Annotated in this window: 16 protein-coding genes; 14 read left to right on the plus strand and 2 right to left on the minus strand. The window is 38.1% G+C overall.

All coding sequences use genetic code 11. The features are described 5' to 3' along the window. Genes CJ263_RS09405 through CJ263_RS09415 form a run of 3 tightly spaced genes read left to right on the plus strand, consistent with a single transcriptional unit; the run spans window position 1 to window position 1,751 of the window. A complete protein-coding gene (locus CJ263_RS09405; protein ID WP_094999189.1) occupies window positions 1-384 on the plus strand; it encodes a TraR/DksA family transcriptional regulator in 384 nt (127 codons plus the stop codon). 37 nt (window positions 385-421) lie between these two features. Continuing rightward, window positions 422-1,039, plus strand: coding sequence for a hypothetical protein (locus CJ263_RS09410; RefSeq protein ID WP_094997032.1), 618 nt, complete (start codon window positions 422-424; stop codon window positions 1,037-1,039). 31 nt (window positions 1,040-1,070) lie between these two features. After that, complete coding sequence (locus CJ263_RS09415; RefSeq protein ID WP_094997033.1) at window positions 1,071-1,751, plus strand: lipoprotein signal peptidase; 681 nt, start codon at window positions 1,071-1,073, stop codon at window positions 1,749-1,751. Here CJ263_RS09415 and CJ263_RS09420 read toward each other — a convergent pair. Beyond that, entirely contained in the window at window positions 1,727-2,299 is a 573-nt protein-coding gene (locus CJ263_RS09420) for a 5-formyltetrahydrofolate cyclo-ligase (RefSeq protein ID WP_308423220.1), read from the minus strand. The two genes, CJ263_RS09415 and CJ263_RS09420, sit on opposite strands and share 25 nt — an antisense overlap. Window positions 2,300-2,806: 507 nt before the next feature. Between CJ263_RS09420 and uvrC the strand changes: the two genes are divergently transcribed. The 9 genes from uvrC to CJ263_RS09465 all read left to right on the plus strand — a co-directional run bounded on the left by uvrC (window position 2,807) and on the right by CJ263_RS09465 (window position 15,892). After that, window positions 2,807-4,594, plus strand: coding sequence for an excinuclease ABC subunit UvrC (gene uvrC, locus CJ263_RS09425; RefSeq protein WP_094997035.1), 1,788 nt, complete (start codon window positions 2,807-2,809; stop codon window positions 4,592-4,594). Beyond that, a complete protein-coding gene (locus CJ263_RS09430) occupies window positions 4,578-6,878 on the plus strand; it encodes a patatin-like phospholipase family protein (RefSeq protein ID WP_229702400.1) in 2,301 nt (766 codons plus the stop codon). The genes uvrC and CJ263_RS09430 overlap by 17 nt, the downstream gene beginning before the upstream one ends. Before the next feature lie 331 nt (window positions 6,879-7,209). Further along, entirely contained in the window at window positions 7,210-7,989 is a 780-nt protein-coding gene (locus tag CJ263_RS09435) for a DUF3108 domain-containing protein (protein ID WP_094997036.1), read from the plus strand. Window positions 7,990-7,993: 4 nt separating this feature from the next. After that, window positions 7,994-8,962, plus strand: a complete 969-nt coding sequence (locus tag CJ263_RS09440) for a tryptophan 2,3-dioxygenase family protein (RefSeq protein ID WP_094997037.1) — start codon at window positions 7,994-7,996, stop codon at window positions 8,960-8,962. Window positions 8,963-8,967: 5 nt separating this feature from the next. Next, window positions 8,968-10,254: a M23 family metallopeptidase gene (locus tag CJ263_RS09445; RefSeq protein ID WP_094997038.1), complete on the plus strand. Its 1,287-nt coding sequence runs from the start codon at window positions 8,968-8,970 to the stop codon at window positions 10,252-10,254. After that, on the plus strand, window positions 10,241-11,878 hold the full coding sequence (gene pgi, locus CJ263_RS09450) for a glucose-6-phosphate isomerase (protein WP_094997039.1): 1,638 nt from the start codon (window positions 10,241-10,243) through the stop codon (window positions 11,876-11,878). The genes CJ263_RS09445 and pgi overlap by 14 nt, the downstream gene beginning before the upstream one ends. Before the next feature lie 170 nt (window positions 11,879-12,048). Then, on the plus strand, window positions 12,049-14,754 hold the full coding sequence (locus tag CJ263_RS09455) for a TonB-dependent receptor (protein WP_094997040.1): 2,706 nt from the start codon (window positions 12,049-12,051) through the stop codon (window positions 14,752-14,754). 92 nt (window positions 14,755-14,846) lie between these two features. Continuing rightward, entirely contained in the window at window positions 14,847-15,284 is a 438-nt protein-coding gene (locus tag CJ263_RS09460) for a hypothetical protein (protein ID WP_094997041.1), read from the plus strand. 11 nt (window positions 15,285-15,295) lie between these two features. Further along, window positions 15,296-15,892: a 3-keto-disaccharide hydrolase gene (locus tag CJ263_RS09465; RefSeq protein WP_094999191.1), complete on the plus strand. Its 597-nt coding sequence runs from the start codon at window positions 15,296-15,298 to the stop codon at window positions 15,890-15,892. Between the two features lie 18 nt (window positions 15,893-15,910). Here the strand turns inward: CJ263_RS09465 and CJ263_RS09470 are convergent, their stop codons facing one another. After that, on the minus strand, window positions 15,911-16,873 hold the full coding sequence (locus tag CJ263_RS09470) for an endonuclease/exonuclease/phosphatase family protein (protein ID WP_308423221.1): 963 nt from the start codon (window positions 16,871-16,873) through the stop codon (window positions 15,911-15,913). Between the two features lie 173 nt (window positions 16,874-17,046). On the opposite strand from CJ263_RS09470, the gene CJ263_RS09475 reads away from it, so the two are divergent. Together CJ263_RS09475 and CJ263_RS09480 are read left to right on the plus strand one after the other, a co-directional pair. After that, entirely contained in the window at window positions 17,047-19,788 is a 2,742-nt protein-coding gene (locus CJ263_RS09475; protein WP_094997043.1) for a TonB-dependent receptor, read from the plus strand. A 53-nt stretch (window positions 19,789-19,841) separates the two neighbouring features. After that, window positions 19,842-21,173: a DUF5689 domain-containing protein gene (locus CJ263_RS09480; RefSeq protein ID WP_229702401.1), complete on the plus strand. Its 1,332-nt coding sequence runs from the start codon at window positions 19,842-19,844 to the stop codon at window positions 21,171-21,173. Window positions 21,174-21,177: the final 4 nt, after the last annotated feature.

Here is a 21,177-nt window from a genome sequence, read left to right on the forward strand (position 1 = left end):
ATGGCAGAAGATTTAAAAGTAAGGTACTCCGATAAGGATTTGGCAGAGTTCAAGGAATTGATCGAGGAGAAAATAGAAAAAGCAAAGAGTCATTTGGAACTACTTAAAAGTTCTTATATGAACGATGGTAATAATGGTACGGATGATACCTCGCCTACTTTTAAGGCATTTGAGGAAGGTTCTGAGACCATGAGCAAGGAGGCCAATACCCAGTTGGCCATACGTCAGGAAAAGTTCATTAGGGACTTGAAAAATGCGCTTCTTAGAATAGAGAACAAAACATACGGCATTTGTAGGGTAACGGGTAAACTCATCAACAAGGAACGTTTGAAATTGGTTCCCCACGCAACCTTGAGTATCGAAGCCAAGAATATGCAAAAATAATCTAAACGCCTTCCGGGGCGTTTTTTAATGGTCTGTTTTGAAATTATTCCAAATAGTTTTATTTGTCCTGGTCGCACAGGTTACCGCCCAAAAGAAAGTACATAAAGTACTGTTGGACGAATCCATAACCATGATACAGGTAAACGCGGAAAATTGCTATGAGGTGGTTCTGGAAACTGGGGATAATCCAGCGATCGAGGTGGAAGCTCAAATGGATGGGGAATATCGGGATGATTTACAGATGAAGGTTTCGGAAGTAGGCAATACATTGGTTCTTGGAGCGGGATTTCAACCTAGTTTTAAAAACCCCAATGATAAATTAAGTGCCCATAAAGTGGTTTCCATTGCCTTGAAGATTACCATACCATCGTATAAAAATGTTCAAATTTTTGGGAAAAGCGCTAGGGTAGTTGTTTATGGAGATTACCTTAATTTAAACGTTACCCTATCCGACGGGACTTGTGTACTGCATAATATTTCTGAAGAGGTTAATGTAAGGACCCAAAGCGGAAATATTTTGGTCTATGCAAATGCAGCCAAAATAGTGGCAGAAACAAAATATGGGGAATTGATAAAGAACCCTATCCCAAGGGGAGTTAATCAATATAATTTAAATTCCGTAACAGGAAATATCATCCTCAACAAAACCGAATAATATTTCTATTTTTGCGCTGTTTAATAAGCCCATGAACCTGAAAAAGTCGATTTTACTCATAGTTCTAATTCTCCTAGTGGATCAATGGAGTAAAATATATATTAAGACAAACTTCGTTTTAGGTGAATCCGTCGATGTTTTTAACTGGTTTAAAATTCTATTTATTGAGAATGAAGGTGCTGCCTGGGGTGCTAAACTTAGCGATGTACTGCCCATTTCAGATGCAACAGGTAAACTGATTTTGACCATTTTCAGGTTGTTCGCCATTTTTGGAATTGGATATTGGTTGTATGATGTTGTAAGGAAAAAATCTTCAAAAACATTGATTGTTGCCGTTTCCTTAATATTCGCAGGAGCTTTGGGCAATATTTTGGACTCTGTTTTTTATGGGTTGCTATTTGATGATAGTTATAATCATGTGGCCACATTGTTTTCGGATGAACCCTACGGAAAGCTTTTTCATGGCAAGGTAGTAGATATGTTATACTTTCCATTAGTGGATACTACTTGGCCGGAATGGGTGCCCAAGGTGGGAGGAAAGAATTTTAGGTTTTTTGAGCCGGTCTTTAATATTGCGGATACGGCTATAAGTACAGGTGTAGGAATTTTGCTGGTTTTTAATAAGCGGGCATTTGGTAATAATAATGAAGAGGAAAAGGTTGTTGAGCCTACGGAGAATCAGGAAGATTATCGGGAACCAGTGAAGGAGTAAATTTTTTCAGGGGTAACGCAGTAATCCAATGGAATATCAGTAGGCAATACTCCGGAAATTCTTTTTTCCGCTTCAAAAAAGCTAAGCCCCACTTTGAGCACTTCGGGTTTACAGCATGCTATGAATTTGTCATAGAATCCTTTTCCATAACCGACCCTGTTACCGTTTTCATCGAAGGCCAACAAAGGAATAAAGATTACATCGATATTGTTGGGTTCTATTTGAATGCCGTTCACTGGTTCTGGAACGCCCCATGCACTATTTTTAAATTTAGTGTTGTCTGTGAGTAAATAATGTTCCAAGGAATCATTTTCTACTTTTGGCACTACAATATTTTTATCCTTTCCTTGAAGAATTGAAAGAAGATTTATAGTATCTATTTCCTGTTTTGAAAGTATGGGAAGAAAAATATGGTAATAGTCTTTGGACCAAATGGGAAGCTCAAGGGTTTTATTGGAAATCGCAAGACTTTTGTCAGCTATCTGACTTGAGGAAAGCTGGTTTCTTAAAGTAAGGTATTTTTGGCGCAAATCTTTCTTCAACATCATTGAAAAAATGATTTGTTTGTCATTTAATTTTAATTAGTCCTTACCTGCAACAGCAAAGAAAACTTTGAAAAACAACATCAAAATAAGGTAAGTTCCCAGTGTTATTATATAGCTTTCCATTAATAAATTCTTTAAGATTTTGAGGTTTGCTTCGAGTTAAATGTAAGTAAAAAAAATATTAAATATCCTTGAAAGGCACATTTTTATCGTTAAAAAGCACTTTTTTATATAAAAATTAACAGTAAAGAGAATAAATAACAGGTTTAAATATGTGTAAGCAACTGTATTTAAGGTGTTTAAACATATTTCAAAGGAGCAAGCGAAATATTATTGAAATTTAGTGTAACCTAGGTTCCTATTTTGAACAAGGATTAAGACATCCTTATATGCCAATTAAAATATATGTCGGTATATATTTTTGAGTTAAAATGCTTGGAAAATTTTAGTTGTTTCGAGAAAAGCATGTAATTTCAAAACCATCGACTAAAGCGTTATTATTTTAAGTTTATGTCCCAAATACCAATTGACGTTCAATTAAGTGCACTACCTAACGGACCAGGTGTTTATCAATTTTACGATAAGGATGATAAAATCCTGTATGTGGGCAAGGCAAAGAACCTTAAAAAAAGGGTGTCATCCTACTTCAATAAAAATCACGAGTATGGTAAAACCAGGGTCCTTGTAAAAAAAATAAAGCGGATCAAACACATTGTGGTACCCACGGAATCCGATGCACTTTTGCTGGAGAATAATCTGATCAAGGAATATAAGCCACGTTATAATGTAATGCTTAAGGATGATAAGTCCTACCCATGGCTATGTTTAAAGAATGAGCGTTTCCCTAGATTATTTCCCACTAGACGTGTTATAAAGGATGGCTCTGAATATTACGGTCCGTATACTAGTATGAAAACTGTTAGGACACTTTTGGATTTGATCAAAAGTGTTTATCCATTAAGGACCTGCAATTATGATTTGTCCGAAGAAAAAATAAAGGGAGGTAAATATAAGGTTTGCCTGGAATATCATTTGGGAAACTGCAAGGGACCCTGTGAGGGACTTCAATCCTCTGAAGAGTATAATAGGCAGATTGAGGATATTAAGGAAATTATCAAAGGAAATTTTAAATCCTCCTTACATTACTTTAAAGCTCAAATGAAATCCCTCGCAGATCAAATGAGGTTTGAGGAGGCGCAACGCATTAAGGATAAGATAGAGGTTCTGGAAAACTATCAGGTCAAATCCACTATTGTAAATCCAAAGATCAGCAATGTGGATGTTTTCACAATCATTTCTGACAGTGCCATGGCCTATGTTAATTTTCTTCAATTATCCCACGGTTCAATAATACGTTCTCATACCATGGAAATCAAAAAGAAATTGGATGAATCCGATGAGGAACTACTCCAATTGGCCATAGTGGAAATACGACAACGTTTTAACTCGCAATCCCAAGAACTTTATCTTCCCTTTGAAGTAGAATTGGAGGCATCCTTAAAGGTATCGGTACCAAAGCTAGGGGATAAAAAAAGGTTGGTAGAACTGTCTGAACGAAATGCCAAGTTCTTTAGACAGGAACGTTTTAACCAAATCAAGATTATAGACCCTGATCGTCATACCAATAGAATCATGGCCCAAATGAAGAAAGACTTGCGATTGTCAGAAGAGCCAAGGCATATCGAGTGTTTCGATAACAGTAACATTCAAGGGACTAACCCCGTTGCGGCCTGTGTTGTCTTTAGGGACGGGAAACCAAGTAAAAAGGAGTACAGACATTTTAATATCAAGACCGTAACGGGACCTGACGACTTTGCCTCCATGGAGGAAGTCGTATTTAGAAGGTATAAAAGACTTTTGGAGGAAGATGAATCCCTGCCGCAGTTAATTATCATTGATGGAGGTAAAGGACAGCTATCATCGGCTTTAAAAAGTCTGGAGGCTTTGGGACTACGGGGTAAAATCGCCATAGTGGGTATTGCAAAAAGGCTGGAGGAAATATATTTCCCGGGTGATTCAATACCACTCTATTTGGACAAAAAATCTGAAAGTTTAAAGATAATTCAACATTTGAGAAACGAAGCTCATAGATTTGGTATAACTTTTCACAGAAATAAAAGGAGTAAAAGCGCAATAAATTCGGAATTGGAGACTATTGAAGGTGTGGGAGAAAAAACTGCACGTGATTTATTGAAGAAATTCAAATCCGTTAAACGTATAAAGGAAGCTTCATTGGAGCATTTGACCGAAATTGTGGGACCTTCCAAAGCAAAGAAAATATATGGTTCGTTTCATTGAATGGAAAATAGCAAGGAAACTTATGGGCAAAGGTATTCTTTTGTCCTTGGTATTTTTTGTATCGATGCAAAGCTTGGCCCAAACAGACGAACCTAAAAGGCCAAAGGTTGGACTCGTTCTAAGTGGAGGTGGTGCCAAAGGGCTGGCGCATATTGGTGCCCTGAAGGTAATTGAGGAAGCGGGCGTGCAAATTGATTATATAGGCGGAACTAGCATGGGTGCCATCATAGGAGCCTTATATGCGGCGGGGTATTCCGCATCGGAACTGGACTCTATTTTTAGGGCGACCGATTTTATTAATCTTATACAGGATAATCTTCCAAGGGACGCAAAAACTTTTCATGAGAAGGAGGATTCTGAGCGCTATGCCCTAACCCTGCCGTTTGAAAATTTTAAGGTAAGTGTTCCTACCGCATTTTCTGGAGGGCAAAATATTTACAATGAGCTAGTTAGGTTGCTATATCCCGTAAAGGATGTGAACGATTTCTCAAAGCTTCCCATTCCTTTCGTTTGTATTGCCACTAATATTGAAACAGGGCAAGAAGTTGTTTTAAACTCTGGATATCTTCCACAAGCCATTATGGCCAGTGGAACTTTGCCCTCTCTTTTTGAACCATCAAGTATAGATGGAAAAGTACTTATTGATGGAGGAGTAGTAAATAACTACCCCATAGACAAAGTTAGAGATATGGGTGCCGATATCGTAATAGGGGTAGATGTACAGCACGATCTTTCAAGTAGGGACGCCCTATTGTCCGCAACGGAAATTCTTTTACAGATAAACAATTACAGAACGGTAAGGGATATGGTTGAAAAGGCCCGTAAAACGGATATCTATATTAAACCGGATATTGAAGGATTTACAGTAATTGAATTTGACAAGACGGGTGAAATTATTGAAAGAGGGGAACAGGCGGCCAAAGAAAAATTTGAGGATCTAAAAAAAATTGCAAGAAAACCATTTCGTGAAAAGAAAGGAATACATATCACGAGTCTTAAGGACACGCTTACCATAAACCGACTAATAATCAATGGTAGCAACCAACATACTAGAGGTTATGTAAAAGGAAAGCTAAGATTTAATCTAGCCCAACCCATTACTTTTGAAAAGCTACAACAGGGTATAAGTAATCTAACGGCAACAGGAAATTTTGCAACGAACAGATATAAGTTAGTCTCCAATGGAATTGGTGAGGATTTAATACTGCGTTTGGACGAAACCCAAAACACTTCGTTTATAAGATTGGGAGCGCACTATGATGACCTTTATAAAAGCGCGGCAATTCTAAACTTCACAAAAAGAAAACTTTTATTTAGGGATGATGAAGCTTCTTTTGATCTTGTATTGGGGGATAATGTAAGATATGACTTTCAATATTATGTGGACAAAGGAACCTATTGGAGCTTTGGTTTAAACTCACGGTTCAATGCCTTTAGTCAGGATATTAGTTTTGATTTAATACGGCAGAATTTTGAAGTGCCCACGGGAACAAATCTTAATACTTTAAATATTGATGTGTCCGATTTCACAAATCAACTATACGTGCAGACCGTTCTGAGGGAAGAATTTGCCTTTACCCTTGGCGGGCAATACCAGTTTCTTAAGTATAGTACAAGGACTATAGAGCCATTCACCGCTGAAACACCATCGGAGGTGGCAGAACCCTCCAACGAAAGGACTTTCTTTGAAAAAGGAAGTTACTTTAGCGTCTATGGTAATTTAAAGCTGGATACCTATGATGACAGGTACTTTCCTACTAGAGGCTTGTTTTTTGAAGGAGACATGCATTACTATCTGTTTTCTTCGGATTATAATCAAAACTTCAAGGATTTTTCGGTTTCAAAAGCAAGGATGGGAACTGCTTTCCCCATTTTTAAAAATCTATCCATGAATATAGAAACCGAGGGAGGTTTCAAATTGGGTACATCTGGTGTAACCACTTTTGATTTTGTTCTTGGAGGTTATGGTACGGATATGATAAATAATTTCACTCCGTTTTTAGGATATGATTTTTTGAGCCTGCCAGGGAATAGTTTTGTAAAGGCGTATGCAAGATTGGATTATGAGTTTATTGGAAAGAACCACCTTTTGTTTGCAACTAATTTTGCCAATGTTGAAGACGATTTGTTTAGAACGGGAGAATGGTTTACTGCGCCAGATTTCTCCGGGTATGGATTAGGGTATGGTTGGGAGTCCTTTATTGGACCGATACAGGTACTATATTCCTGGTCCCCGGAGCGGCAAAACTCCAATTTTTTCTTTAGTATAGGTTATTGGTTTTAACTACGATTTTTCTATTTGGAACCGTTTTTTTCTTAAGGAATTCACAATTGAAAGGCTTAAATGTGAATTACTGTTAAGTTGAAAGTTAAAGTAAGTTAAAACCTACTCCAGTAGAAGAACAAGTTTTAATTTTACCAACGTAAGGGGTGGTTCCCTTACAACTTTAAGTATTGGTTTTTCATAATTTAAAGTTTGGTTGGTTATTTAGGAAAAGCCCAGTTTTATGACTGGGCTTTTTTTATGCAATACTTTGGAATAAATTTTGTTTAAGTAATTGTAAGGTCGTTTATTATGAAAAATCATGTAGTATTTTTATAAAAAAAATGTGCTTATGAGAAAGGTTTTGGTTTTACTGCTTTTGATGGGATATAATAATCTATTTTCCCAAGAACAGCAATCTGCCTTTAAATCTGGGGAATGGCTAAAGTTTAGGATGCACTACGGTATCCTTAATGCCAGCTATGCTACCTTGCACGTAAAGAATGCTACAATAGATTCCATACCTGTTTATCACGTGGTAGGCCATGGAGAAACCACAGGATTCGCAAGTATTTTTTTTAAAGTGGATGATACCTATGAAAGTTATTTTGACAAGAGGGATGGAAAACCTTATAAGTTTATCCGGAAAATAAATGAAGGAGGTTATACCAAGGACGTAGAAATCAATTTTGACCATGAAAAGGACAAAGCGGTGCTCAATGATAAAAAAAACAATAAAAAGTTTAATTTTGATCTCCAAGACAGTATACAGGATTTAATTTCCGCGTTCTACTTTCTAAGGAACAATTATGAGCCCAAAGATTTAGTTGTCGGTGAGGCCATAGACTTGAAAATGCTATATGACGATGATGGTATTTTCAATTTTAAATTGAAGTACTTGGGAAAGGAGATTGTAAATACAAAGTACGGAAAGGTAGAATGTCTTAAGTTTAGGCCCTTGGTACAATCCGGTAGGGTCTTTAAAGAGAAGGAAAGTCTATCATTATGGGTGTCCAATGATGATAATCGCATTCCTATAAGAATAAAGGCAGATTTAGCGGTTGGTGCTATTAAGGCAGATTTGGATGGTTATAATGGCTTAAAGCATCAATTTAAGATACTAATGGATTAATAGAATGGACGATAAAGAGCGGGTCAAATCTCAAATTTTAAAACTTGAGGAAAAGTACAGGGATTCTGGCCAAGATTTAAGCTCTTATCTAGATGGGTTACTATACCAACGCTATCTTACCTACTGGGATTACATTCACTTGGATACCCTATTAAGTCTTCAGGTTCCCAGAACCCACTTTCCCGATGAGGAAATCTTCATCATGTACCATCAGATAACCGAGTTGTATTTCAAGCTCATTTTGCACGAGCAAAAACAATTGGTGGACGACAAATCCCAGAACCTTGATTTTTTTGTAGAAAAGCTAAGGAGAATTAACAGTTACTATACCGCCCTTATTTCATCTTTTAGCATTATGATCAAAGGAATGGAAAAAGAACAATTTCTTCAATATAGAATGGCTTTATTGCCAGCGAGCGGTTTTCAATCGGCTCAATTCAGGATGATAGAGATTTATTCCACACCCCTGCAAAATCTGGTACACGAGTCCCAAAGGAATGATTTTTCGGAAGCTAATAGTATCGAGGAGCTATACGAGAACATCTATTGGAAAAAGGGTGCTACGGATATCTCTACTGGGGAGAAAACCCTAACGCTTAAGCAGTTTGAGTATCGATATACGCCAAGGTTGGTGCGAACGGCCAAGCAATTGTTAAATAACACAATTTATCATAAATACTTAGCTTTGCCACCGGAAGCCAAACAAAATAAAGAATTGGTTAAAGCGTTAAAGACGATGGATTTGAATGCCAATGTCAACTGGCCGTTGATGCATATGGGTTCGGCCCATCGCTATTTAGGAAAGGATTCAGGAGATTTGGAAGCGACCGGAGGAACAAACTGGAAGGAATATCTTCCACCAAGTTTCCAAAAAGTGGTATTCTTTCCAGAAATTTATACAAAAGAGGAATTAAATAACTGGGGCAAACAATGGGTAGACCATATTTATAACCCCAATAAAATTAATACATAGGTTTGATGCGAAAATATTGGGGCATAATATTTACGTTGTTTTTTTTAGGGGCATGTAAGGAGGAAAAAGTTACTGTAAAACATGAAGAGCTAAAAATAAGCCCGGTGGAGGACCCCGTGGTCACCCGATTTGGTTTTAATTTTGACGAATTCAATGTTCATCTGGATACGATAAAGTATGGGGATAGTTTTGGGGAGTTGATGTTGAAGAATAAGGTTGAGTATCCTAAGATTGCGACCATATCAGAGAAATACAAGGATACTTTTGATGTTCGCAGGATTCGTGTTGGTAAACCTTATTTGATTTTAAAATCCAAGGATACTACGGAACAGGCCCAAGTTTTTATTTATGAAAACAATCCAATTGACTATACCGTAGTTGATCTTAGGGACAGTGTACAGGTTTACAAGGGTAAAAAGAAGGTAAAATATGTGGAAAGGGAGGTTTCTGGTATTATTGAAACCAATCTGTCCGAAGCTATCTTAGACCAAGGAATAGATTATAATGTTACGCACAACTTGGCCAATGTTTATGCTTGGACCATTGATTTTTCCATGTTACAAAAGAACGACAAGTTTAAGGTAATCTATAAGGAAAAGTATATCAACGATACCGTCTACGCGGGTGCAGAACCTATAGATGCCGCCTATTTTGAGCATAATGGAAGACCTATCTATGCTTTTGCCTACGAAAATGATTCTTTAAAAAGGTTGGTAGATTATTTTGATGATGAGGCCAACAACCTAAGACGGACGTTTCTTAGAATGCCCGTGGAATTTGGCAGGTTGTCCTCACGATATAACCTTAAAAGAAGGATAAGGTATTACGGGTATAAAGTAAGACCTCACAAAGGAACCGATTATGCCGCGGCCATAGGAACACCTATCCTTGCTACTGCGGATGGTACGGTCACGGAATCAACCCGAAGAGGAGGAAATGGAAAATATGTAAAAATCAGACATAACGAAACCTACTCTACACAATACCTTCATATGAAGAAGCAAAATGTAAAAAAGGGACAATTCGTTCGTCAAGGAGATGTTATTGGATGGGTAGGGATGACCGGAAATACGGGCGGGCCACATGTATGCTATCGGTTTTGGAAAAATGGCAGACAAGTAGACCCATTAAGGGAAGAGCTTCCACAGGCGGAACCACTGGCAGAGGAACTAAGACCAGATTACTATGCATACATAAACCCAATAAAGGAACAGTTGGATTGTATCGTTTACCCGGAGAAGATTGAAGAAGAGGATTTGTTAACACTCAATGAAATAGATGAAACTAAATAATATAGACCCAACCACCACAGAAGCTTGGAAAAAGCTAGATCAACACTATAAGCACTCTAGAGATATTCAAATAAAAAGTCTGTTCGCAGAGGATAGCAAAAGAGCGGAGAACTTTAGTAAAAAATGGAACGATTTTCTTTTGGATTTTTCCAAAAACAGGATTACATCGGAAACGATGGAATTGTTGTTGGGACTAGCGGATGAATTGAAATTAAAGGATGCCATAAAAAAATACTTTCAGGGCGATGAAATAAACGAAACTGAGGGAAGGGCAGTTTTACATACGGCTTTAAGGTGTAAAGAATCTGACAAAGTTTTTGTAGACGGTGAAAATGTTATTCCAGAGGTTTTTGAGGTTAGGAAACATATTAAAGAGTTTTCGGAATCTATAATAGGCGGAGAAAGTAAAGGATACACCGGAAAGAAATTTACGGATATTGTCAATATAGGTATTGGAGGTTCCGATTTAGGCCCAGCGATGGTCACCGAAGCATTAAAGTTTTACAAAAACCACTTAAATGTACATTTTGTAAGTAACGTAGATGGGGACCATGTTCACGAGGTTTTGAAAACCTTAAATCCGGAAACTACCTTATTCGTAGTTGTGTCCAAAACGTTTACCACGCAAGAAACATTGAGTAATGCCACTACCATAAAAAAATGGTTCTTGGAGCATGCTTCCCAAAAAGATATTGCCAAGCACTTTGCCGCGGTATCTACCAACACCGAAAAGATAGCGGAGTTCGGAATATCCGATAAGAACGTATTCCCTATGTGGGATTGGGTAGGTGGAAGATTTTCATTATGGAGCGCCGTTGGGCTTTCCATTGCGCTGGCGGTAGGATATGAAAATTTCAATTCCATGTTGCAGGGTGCCCATGAAATGGATGAACATTTCAAGGATACGGCGTTCAATGAAAATTTACCGGTTTTGATGGCACTCATTAGTATCTGGTATAATAATTTCTATCAAGCAGAAACAGAGGCCATAATTCCGTATACCCAATACTTAAGTAGGTTTTCCGCTTATTTGCAACAGGGTATCATGGAAAGCAACGGTAAAAGTGTTGGTAGGAACGGAAAAAGGGTAGGTTATGAAACAGGAACCATTATATGGGGAGAACCTGGGACCAATTCCCAACATGCTTTTTTTCAATTAATACACCAAGGAACAAAACTAATTCCTACTGATTTCATTGGGTATAAGCATTCATTACATGGTGATACGGATCATCATGAAAAGCTAATGGCCAATTTTTTTGCGCAAACGGAGGCCTTGATGAATGGAAAGACAGTGGAGGAAGTCATCGCAGAATTAAAGGAAAAGAATCTGTCCAAGGAAGAGGTAGAACGTTTGGCCCCCTTCAAGGTCTTCGAAGGGAATAAACCCACCAATAGCATATTGATAGACAAACTAACCCCTAAAAGTTTAGGGTCTTTGATAGCACTTTACGAACATAAGATATTTGTTCAGGGTGTTATCTGGAATATTTTCAGCTTTGATCAATGGGGTGTGGAATTGGGAAAACAATTGGCCGGCACCATATTAAAGGATATTCAAGGATCAACAATATCTCAACATGACAGCTCAACTTTAAGACTTTTGCAATATTTTAAGAGTTGAGTTAGACGATTCCCATTTTTATAACAACACCTGTAACTTCTTCATATACAGTGGGTTTTTTAAGTTTTTTACTGTAAGTTTGAATTGGTGATTTAACGTTCCCTTAACGTTGGAAGTCGAAAAATAAAAGACTTTTGCACCAGTTAAAAAACTAACAAATACAAGAAAAAATGAAAAAAATCTACTTTGCAATTGCGGCCTTTTTGTTGACCGCAACTGTTTTTTCACAAACGACGATTACAGGTACTGTGGTAGATGGTGAAATGGGAGGTCCATTACCAGGTGCTACAGTGGTTGTTAAAGGTACATCTAATGGTACCTCTACAGACTTTGATGGAAACTTTACTATTGAATCTGCGACATCATCTGGAACATTAAGAGTTTCCTATATTGGTTTTATGCCTCAAGAGGTATCCTTTACGGGAGGTAGTGTTGGTACAATATCTTTAATGCCAAACGCCGAAGAATTGGAAGGGGTTGTAGTAACTGGAGTACAGGATATTGCTAAGGATAGAAAGACTCCTGTCGCAGTTTCTACTATTAAGGCAGAGGAGATTCAATTAAAATTGGGATCTCAAGAATTCCCTGAGATATTGAATACAACTCCATCGATATATGCCACAAAATCAGGTGGAGGTTTTGGAGATGCCCGTGTAAATATTCGTGGATTTGACACGAACAATTCAGCCGTAATGATTAATGGTGTTCCTGTAAACGATATGGAGAATGGTCAAGTTTATTGGAGTAACTGGGCGGGTCTATCGGATGTAACCTCCGCAATACAGGTTCAAAGAGGTTTGGGTTCCTCAAAGTTGGCGGTATCTTCAGTTGGTGGCACGATCAATGTTATTACAAAAACATCCTTAAACGCTGAAGGTGGTGCAATAGGGGCTACGGTAGGTAACGATGGCTATGTGAAAACTTTGGCTTCTTATTCATCAGGACTTCTTGATAATGGATTCTCAGCTTCCTTGTTATTGAGTAGGACAGGTGGGAGTATGTATGCTGATGGTACTAAATTTGAAGGATATAATTTCTTTTTAGGCCTTGGCTATACCAAAGGAGATCATAATTTAGAATTTATGGTAACTGGTGCTCCACAATGGCACCATCAGAGGGATTTTGCTCCTTCGATTGCAGACTATATTAGATATGGCGGAACTGCCGATAAGCCTAACAGGAAATATAATAGTGACTGGGGGTATAGAAATGGTGAGGAATACAGTTTTAGGCGTAACTTTTATCACAAGCCGGTTATCAGTTTAAACTGGAGTTGGGCTATATCGGACAAAACTACTTTGGAAACATCGGCTTATGCTTCCTTTGGTCGAGGTGGTGGAACGGGTGAAATTGGAGAAATCAATGGTACCAGACAATTTGCATTACCTAAATCGGCAGATGGTTTGGTAAGGGTAGATGATATTATTGCTTATAATAGTGGTACATTGGTTCCTGATTTTAGTGATACCCCTAGAGAGCAGATTAACGGTCTTTATTTGAACAATAGCGACCAAAATCCAAATGAGAACAACACTAACGGTATTACAAGAAGAGCTTCTGTAAACTCTCATAACTGGTATGGTCTTTTGGCAAACTTCAACAATAGAATTTCTGAGGATTTGACCATTGATTTTGGTCTTGACTTAAGAAAGTATACGGGTTACCACTATAGAAGAGTGAATGATCTTTTAGGCGGTGATGCATACCAAGAAACGGATAACGACAACGATCCCAATCAAATTTTCCGTGAGACGTATAAGGCCAATCAACCTTGGTGGGTTTTTGGAAATATAGATGATGAGGAAAAAATTGATTACTACAATACAGGATTGGTTAATTGGTTAGGTGTTTTTGGACAAGTAGAATATAATTTTACACCAGATGTAACTGCTTTTGTTCAAGGCGCATTATCAAACCAAGGCTTTGCTAGAGAGGAATTTTTTAGCGAAACTCCTCCAGAAAAAACAGATTACGAGAATATTTTAGGTGGAAATGTTAAAGGTGGTGTAAACTGGAACATTGATGCACACAATAATGTTTTTGCAAATGCAGGCTATTATTCAAAACAACCTTTGTTTGATGCTGTTTACTTGAACTTTGGGAACAATCTAAATCCAAACTTGACAAATGAAAAAATTACAGGTTTCGAATTGGGATATGGGTATAGAAGCTCAAAATTCCGTGGAAATGTAAACCTGTATTCAACTAGTTGGAAGGATAGATTTGCCAGTGCCAGTGCCACTTTCAATGCGGGACAACCAGATGAAATTAGGGGAACTGCTAACTTATTGGGAATTAAGCAAGTTCATACCGGTATCGAGATGGATGGTAGGTTTCAAGCTAGCGATAAATTTGCTCTTACAGGTATGATTTCCATTGGTAACTGGGAGTATAAGGATGATGTTAACGCAACGTATTTCGATAATGATCAAAACCCAATCGTAATTGGGGGCGTTGAACAGCAGGAAACTTTGGAATTGGATGGAATTAAAGTTGGTGATGCAGCTCAGTTTACTGCCTTTATTGGAGCCAATTATAATATCATTGAAAATTTGAGTGTAGACCTTGGATATCGCTACGCTGATAATCTTTATGCTCAATTTGATGCTACTGATGTTGGGCCTGAAGGTTCTTTAAAGCTTCCTTCCTTCGGATTGATGGATGCCGGTACAACTTTTAATATTCCTTTTGACGATAAAATGCTTAGCTTCAGACTAAACGTTAACAACGTATTCGATACCACATACATTGCGGAATCTGATACTAATATATTTGCTCAACCTGGTGACGAGACCTACGACGGTATCAATACTAGAAACAGGGTATTCTTCGGTTTCGGAACAACTTGGAACCTGAGCGCAAGATTCAATTTTTAAGAATTAATCTTAATTGTTAAGAACCCTGCCAATTGGCAGGGTTTTTTTATGCTTAAAATTCACTATTTTTAAAATTCATTAAAACCAATAACATGTACGAAACCATACAAATGCTACATTCCTATTTAGCCTATGTAGCATTGGCAATATTGATTATTGCCGTTATCAATGCCATTTCCGGTCTATTGAGCAAAAGAGTCTTCACCATGAACAAGGACCTGAGGTTAAGTCTTTTTGCCCTCATCCTGTGCCATATTCAATTATTGGTGGGGCTTATTCTCTATTTCATATCTCCTAGCGGATTCAGTGCGATACAGGAGTTTGGTATGGGGGGTCTAACTTCTGCTGCGAGATTACTGGCAGTAGAGCATCCATTTGTAAATATTTTAGCCATAGCATCGATAACCATAGGTTGGTCCAGACACAAGAAATTTGTAGAGGGTGATAAGAAATTTAAGAGTATTGCCATTTTTTATGGTATTGGTTTGATATTAATTTTAAGTAGAATTCCATGGAGTCAATGGTTCTAAATAGTATAATAATGAAGAAGATTTTTGGTATAGGATTGATTGTTTTTTTGTGTAATAACCTGATGGGCCAAACAGTTTCCCTTTTCAATGGTGAAAACTTGGATGGATGGGAAGTTTTTGGAACCGAAAAGTGGTACGTGGAAGATGGACTATTGATCTGTGAAAGTGGCCCTGATGCCGGTTATGGGTACTTGGGAACCGAAAAGGAGTATAAAAATTTTATACTTGATCTGGATTTTAAACAAGAGGCCGATGGCAACAGCGGTGTTTTTATAAGATCCAGTGTTGATGGAACTAAGGTAAGTGGTTGGCAGGTTGAGGTAGCCCCACCCGGAAAATTTACGGGTGGTGTTTATGAATCTTACGGAAGGCAATGGCTAAAGAAACCAAAAGAGGAAAAGGATGGTGCCTTAAAATTTGGGGATTGGAACCACATGACCATCAAAGTGGATGGTAAACAAATAACCTCTTGGCTCAATGGTACGGAAATGGTTTCCTTTAAGGACAGAATTATAGGTAAGGGAGAAGGTTCCATTCTGCTTCAAATCCATGATGGTGGAGGTATCAAGGTAAAATGGAAAAACATTCAATTGACTCCGCTGGATTAAATAAGAAAATTTGGTTCGCTAATCTACCTCCCTGATTAAATGTATGTAGACGGGGAAATGGTCACTATAACCCCCAATATAACTACCTCCGGCATACGTGCGTAAAGGATATCCTTTGTATACCCCTTTTGGATCGATAAGGTAGGATGGGCTGAAAACATCCGCTTTCCAAAACCGGTATCCTTCTGAGTTGTTGAGCAAGTTGACGGTTAGGTATATTTGGTCAAAAAGATTCCACCGGTCCCTATAAGCCAAAGAACCGATTCCTTTTTTGAACATACTTTCCATGGGTCCAAAAAGGCTCATCGAGTCCAGTTGCTTCTCTTTACCTTTTACCTTAAGTATTTTTTTAAAACTAGGACTTATGGGGTCATCATTAAAATCCCCCATTCCTATTATTTTGGCGTTTTGGTCCAAATGTCTCAGGGAGTCGATTATTCTTTTGTTTAGTTCCGCTGCCTTTAGTCTGTAGGGCCTACTTCTAAGTTCCCCGCCGCTTCTGGATGGCCAATGGTTTACGATAAGATAAATTTTTTCATTGTCCAACAAGCCTTCAACAACCAATTGGTCACGGGTATAATCACGAAAACCTTCCTCGTCGGTCAAAAGCAATCTCCTACTTACAAAGGAAACTGGAATAAAGGAAAGTTTTGAATAAATGAGCCCAACGTCAATTCCCCTCTCATCTGGAGAATCAAAATGAATAATATCGTAGTTCTTTTTTTTGAGTTTGGGATGGTTGATTAAATCCAGAAGTACGGTCTTGTTTTCGGCCTCACAGATACCTAAGAGGTCTGGGGCAGAACGTGTATTTTCCAGGCCTATTTCAGAAATTACCTTTGAAAGATTATCTATTTTCTTCCAATAGCGTTCTTCGGTCCAGTTGTCTTTACCATTGGTCGTCCTGTCGTCATCAAAAATTAGGCTATCATTTTTTGTGTCAAACAAATTTTCAAGATTGTAGAACGCGATGGTCCTCACTCGATACTCTTTTTTGGACTGTCCTAAGCCAACCCATACAAACAGGAGAAAAAAATATGTATTAAAATTTCTCATTTGGGTCGAAATATATGGTTTTTATGTAGAAAATCTAGTTAAGTAATTGTTTTTAAATATATTACAATACCATTAACATCTTGCACTAAACATAGACCATGTATAAGGGTATATTCCTCATACCAATTATTTTCTTCTTCAGCTTCTCCTTTGGGCAAACAAATTATAGTTTATCGGGTACTGTTTTAAATGAACCGGACAATCAACCAATTAAAGGAGCGATAATAAGTATTGAAGGAGAGTTTTTGGAAGCAAGCACAAATTTAGAAGGAGTGTTTGATTTACGAACCAACCTGAATGGGGAATATATTCTTAATGTAAGGTTTCAGGATTATGAAACAAAAAGGATTCCGGTTCAACTCGAAGGGAAAGCATTGGATCTTGGAAGAATATATTTAAAAAGGGATATTTCAATGGACCAACAGGACAATTTGATAACCCTTACGGATGCAGAGCTTTTGGATGATGAATCTGCATCCAATTCCTTAGGACTGTTGCAGGCCACCAGGGATGTTTTTTTAAGTCGAGCCGCATTTGATTTTGGACAGGCTTTTTTTCGGGTTCGTGGGTATGATTCCCAACAGGGTGAAGTTCTATTGAACGGTATACCAATGAACAAAATATATGATGGTCGCCCACAATGGAATAATTGGGGTGGACTTAATGATATTACCAGGAACCAGGAATATACAAACGGAATAGAAGCTTCCGACTATACATTCGGGGGGATTTTAGGGAATACCAATATTGATTTAAGGCCTTCAGGTTTGAGGCCGGGCAAACGAATTTCATCATCGGTTTCCAATAGGACCTATACTGGTAGGCTTATGGCAACGTATAATTCCGGAATGAATGCCAATGGATTGGCCTATATGTTATCTGGCTCAAGAAGATGCGCTAAGGAAGGTTATATAGATGGTACGTTATATGACGCTTATTCCCTAAGTGGTCAGTTGGAGTATAAGATCAATGAAAGCAATAGTGTTTTGCTTTCTGGAATTTTGGCATCCAATAGAAGGGGTAGGTCATCTGCCATTACGGAGGAGGTTTTTGATTTAGTTGGGAAAAAATATAATCCATACTGGGGCGAGCAAGATGGCAAAATAAGGAACTCCAGGGAACGTAATATATCTGAACCCATGATTATGTTGAATTATTTTCATGATTCCAAAAAAATGAATTTGTCCCTTGGTATGGTATACCAAAAAGGAAGCCATGAAAGAAGTAGACTCGGCTATAAAGATGCTCCCAATCCAGACCCAACTTATTATAGATATATGCCCAGTTTTTATATCAATAGCCCCATTGGAGCCAATTTTATTAGTGCCGAAATGGCCGAGAACAGTTTTGTTCAAAATCCTCAGTTAAAATGGCAAAACCTATATAACGCAAATTCCAATTCCTCTTTAGGTGGCGATGCCGCTTATCAGCTTTATAATGATGTGGTTTCAGATGAGCAGTTTACGGCCAATCTTAACGTTAATTTTCAATGGGCCGAACAGGTAAAACTGGATCTGGGTATTATGAACAGATATTTAAAGTCCCATAATTTTGCTGAAGTAGATGATTTGCTGGGCGCAAATTTTTATACGGACATAGATCCCTTTTCCAACACAAGAAATGATATAAATACGGATTTGGAAAAGAGAGAAGGAGAAGTCCTTGGCTATAATTATGATTTTAAAGCTTCGGAGCTTAGGGCGTATTCCCAATTATCTATAGATCTTAATAAATGGAAATTGTTCGTGGCTGGTCAATTTAATCACCAAATATTCCAAAGAATAGGACATTTTCAAAATGAAAGGTTTCCGGAAAGCTCCTTAGGTCCTAGCGGCAATATACCATTTTCAAACTTTGGGGTAAAGGGAGGTATAACCCATGCCATAACGGGAAGGCATTGGGTCACTTTGCAGGGAGCTTTGATTAATAAGGCACCCTTACTTCAAAACATTTTTGTAAATCCCAGGGAGTCTAACACTATAGTACCAAATCTTCAAACGGAAAACATTTCAACCTTGGACGTCAACTATTTTTTGCGCCTGCCCAACCTCACGGGTCGCCTCTCCGGCTATTATACAAGATTTCAAAATCTCACAGATGTAAATTTTTTCTTTGTGGATTCTGGGGTGGGTTCAGACTTCGTTCAGGAGGTTTTGACCGATTTGGATAAATTACATTTGGGAACCGAGTTGGGGCTGGAATACCAATTATCTTCTACAGTAAAGTTATCGTGGGTTTCCTCAATTGGTAAGTATATTTTTGCAAGTGATCCTTCAGTGACCATTAATTTTGATACGGCTTCCGCTGAGGAGGACTTAATAAACATACAGGGGTCTCAAGATTTGGGTTTAGCAAGTATCAAAGGATATAAGTTGGCACAGGGACCACAAAAGGCCTTTGCTTTGGGTATGGAGTATAGGGATCCCAAGTATTGGTGGGTTGGCATGACGGCCAACTATCTTGCCAGTAACTATGCCAATATTTCTACGATTACAAGAACCAAAAGTTTTTATTTAGACCCGGAAACGGGACAAAATTTCCCGGATGCTACGGAAGAAAACGTAAATGCCCTTCTGGAACAAAAACCATTGGACAATTTTTATCTTTTGAACCTTGTAGGGGGAAAGTCTTGGTTGAAGAAGGGTAAATATGTAGGCGTTTTTGCCAGCATCAATAACCTTTTTGACACCACGTTTAGAACTGGAGGTTATGAGCAAAGTAGAAACGGAAATTTTGGTCAGTTGAGGAAGGATAATCTGAGTGGTAGTCCCTCCTTTGCCCCAAAATATTGGTACGGGTATGGTAGGACTTATTTTTTAAACTTGGCTATAAGTTTTTAAACATGGATGTTAGCATATATACATATAGGAGATTCTTGTCAAAATTTAGGCTATTGCTCTTGGTATTAATATGTTTTGCCTGTGTTAGAAGTAATGATTTTGATAATTTAAAACCATCATGCGAATCCAATTTAATCGCCAATATTAGTTACGGGAAACTTAGGGAGTATTATCAAGGAGAAACTGTTCAGATACAGGAAGATTGGGTTATTGAGGGTTATATAAATTCTTCGGATAAGGAAAATAATTTTTTCAGTGTACTATATTTTCAAAATAGTCCTGATAATCCAACTGACGGGTTTCAATTGGAAATTGATATGAGGGATTCCTATCTTTTCTTTGAGGTTGGCAACAAGGTTTTGATACGTTTGAAGGGTTTGTATTTGGGGTCCTCAAGAGGCCAATATAAACTAGGTGGGGTATTTAGTTCATTTGGGAATAATTCCGTGGGAAGATTGCCGTACAATAGTATTTTTGAGCGTGTCTTTGTTGCTTGTGAGGCATCTAGTGTTTTAGAACCTACGTTATCAACTATTCCTGATTTGGATGATACCATGACTGGTACCTTGGTCAGATTGGAAAATATAGAATTTTCATCGGAGGAGTTGAACCGGACCTTTGCTGAAAAGGAGGAGGAAACGGAGAGAATACTTGTGGATTGTGACGATAATGAGCTAGTTATGCTGAATAGCGGTTACTCAAGTTTTCAGGCAAGAGTTGTCCCTGAAGGTAGTGGGAGTATTACTGGTGTGCTGACCAAGGAGGGATCAGAATTTAAGTTAATTATCCGAAACATGGACGATGTAGAGTTCGACCAGGAAAGGTGCGAGGATGTTGTAGATGAGTTTACGTCCAATAGTATCTTTTTTTCTGAATTGGCCGATCCAGATAATAATGCAGGAGCTAGGTTCGTAGAAATCTATAATGCGGCTCCAGAACCTCTATCGCTAAAGGGGTGGCAAATTCACAGGTATACGAATGAAAGTCAAACGGTGAGTTCATCAACAGATTTGTCGGGTTATACTATAAATGGCCAGAGTACCTTGATTTTATCCCCTAATCCTGATGTCTTTGAACAGGTTTTTGGGTTTTTACCCGATGTGGATGCCGCGACCAACTCACCGGCTGATTCCAATGGAGATGATAATTTAGTATTGGTAGACCCGTTTGGAACGGTAATGGACACTTTTGGTATTCCAGGTGAAGACGGTTCTGGAACCAATCATGAGTTTGAGGATGGTCGTGCACAACGAAGACAAGATGTTATTGAAGGAAGTTCAGTATATCAATTTTCCCAATGGGAAATATATAATGATACCGGAGACTCTGGTACTTTGAATCAACCTCAATTGGCTCCTAACGATTTTACCCCGGGGATTAGGTAATTGT

Source organism: Maribacter cobaltidurans, from assembly GCF_002269385.1.
In the GTDB taxonomy this organism is placed as follows: domain Bacteria; phylum Bacteroidota; class Bacteroidia; order Flavobacteriales; family Flavobacteriaceae; genus Maribacter; species Maribacter cobaltidurans.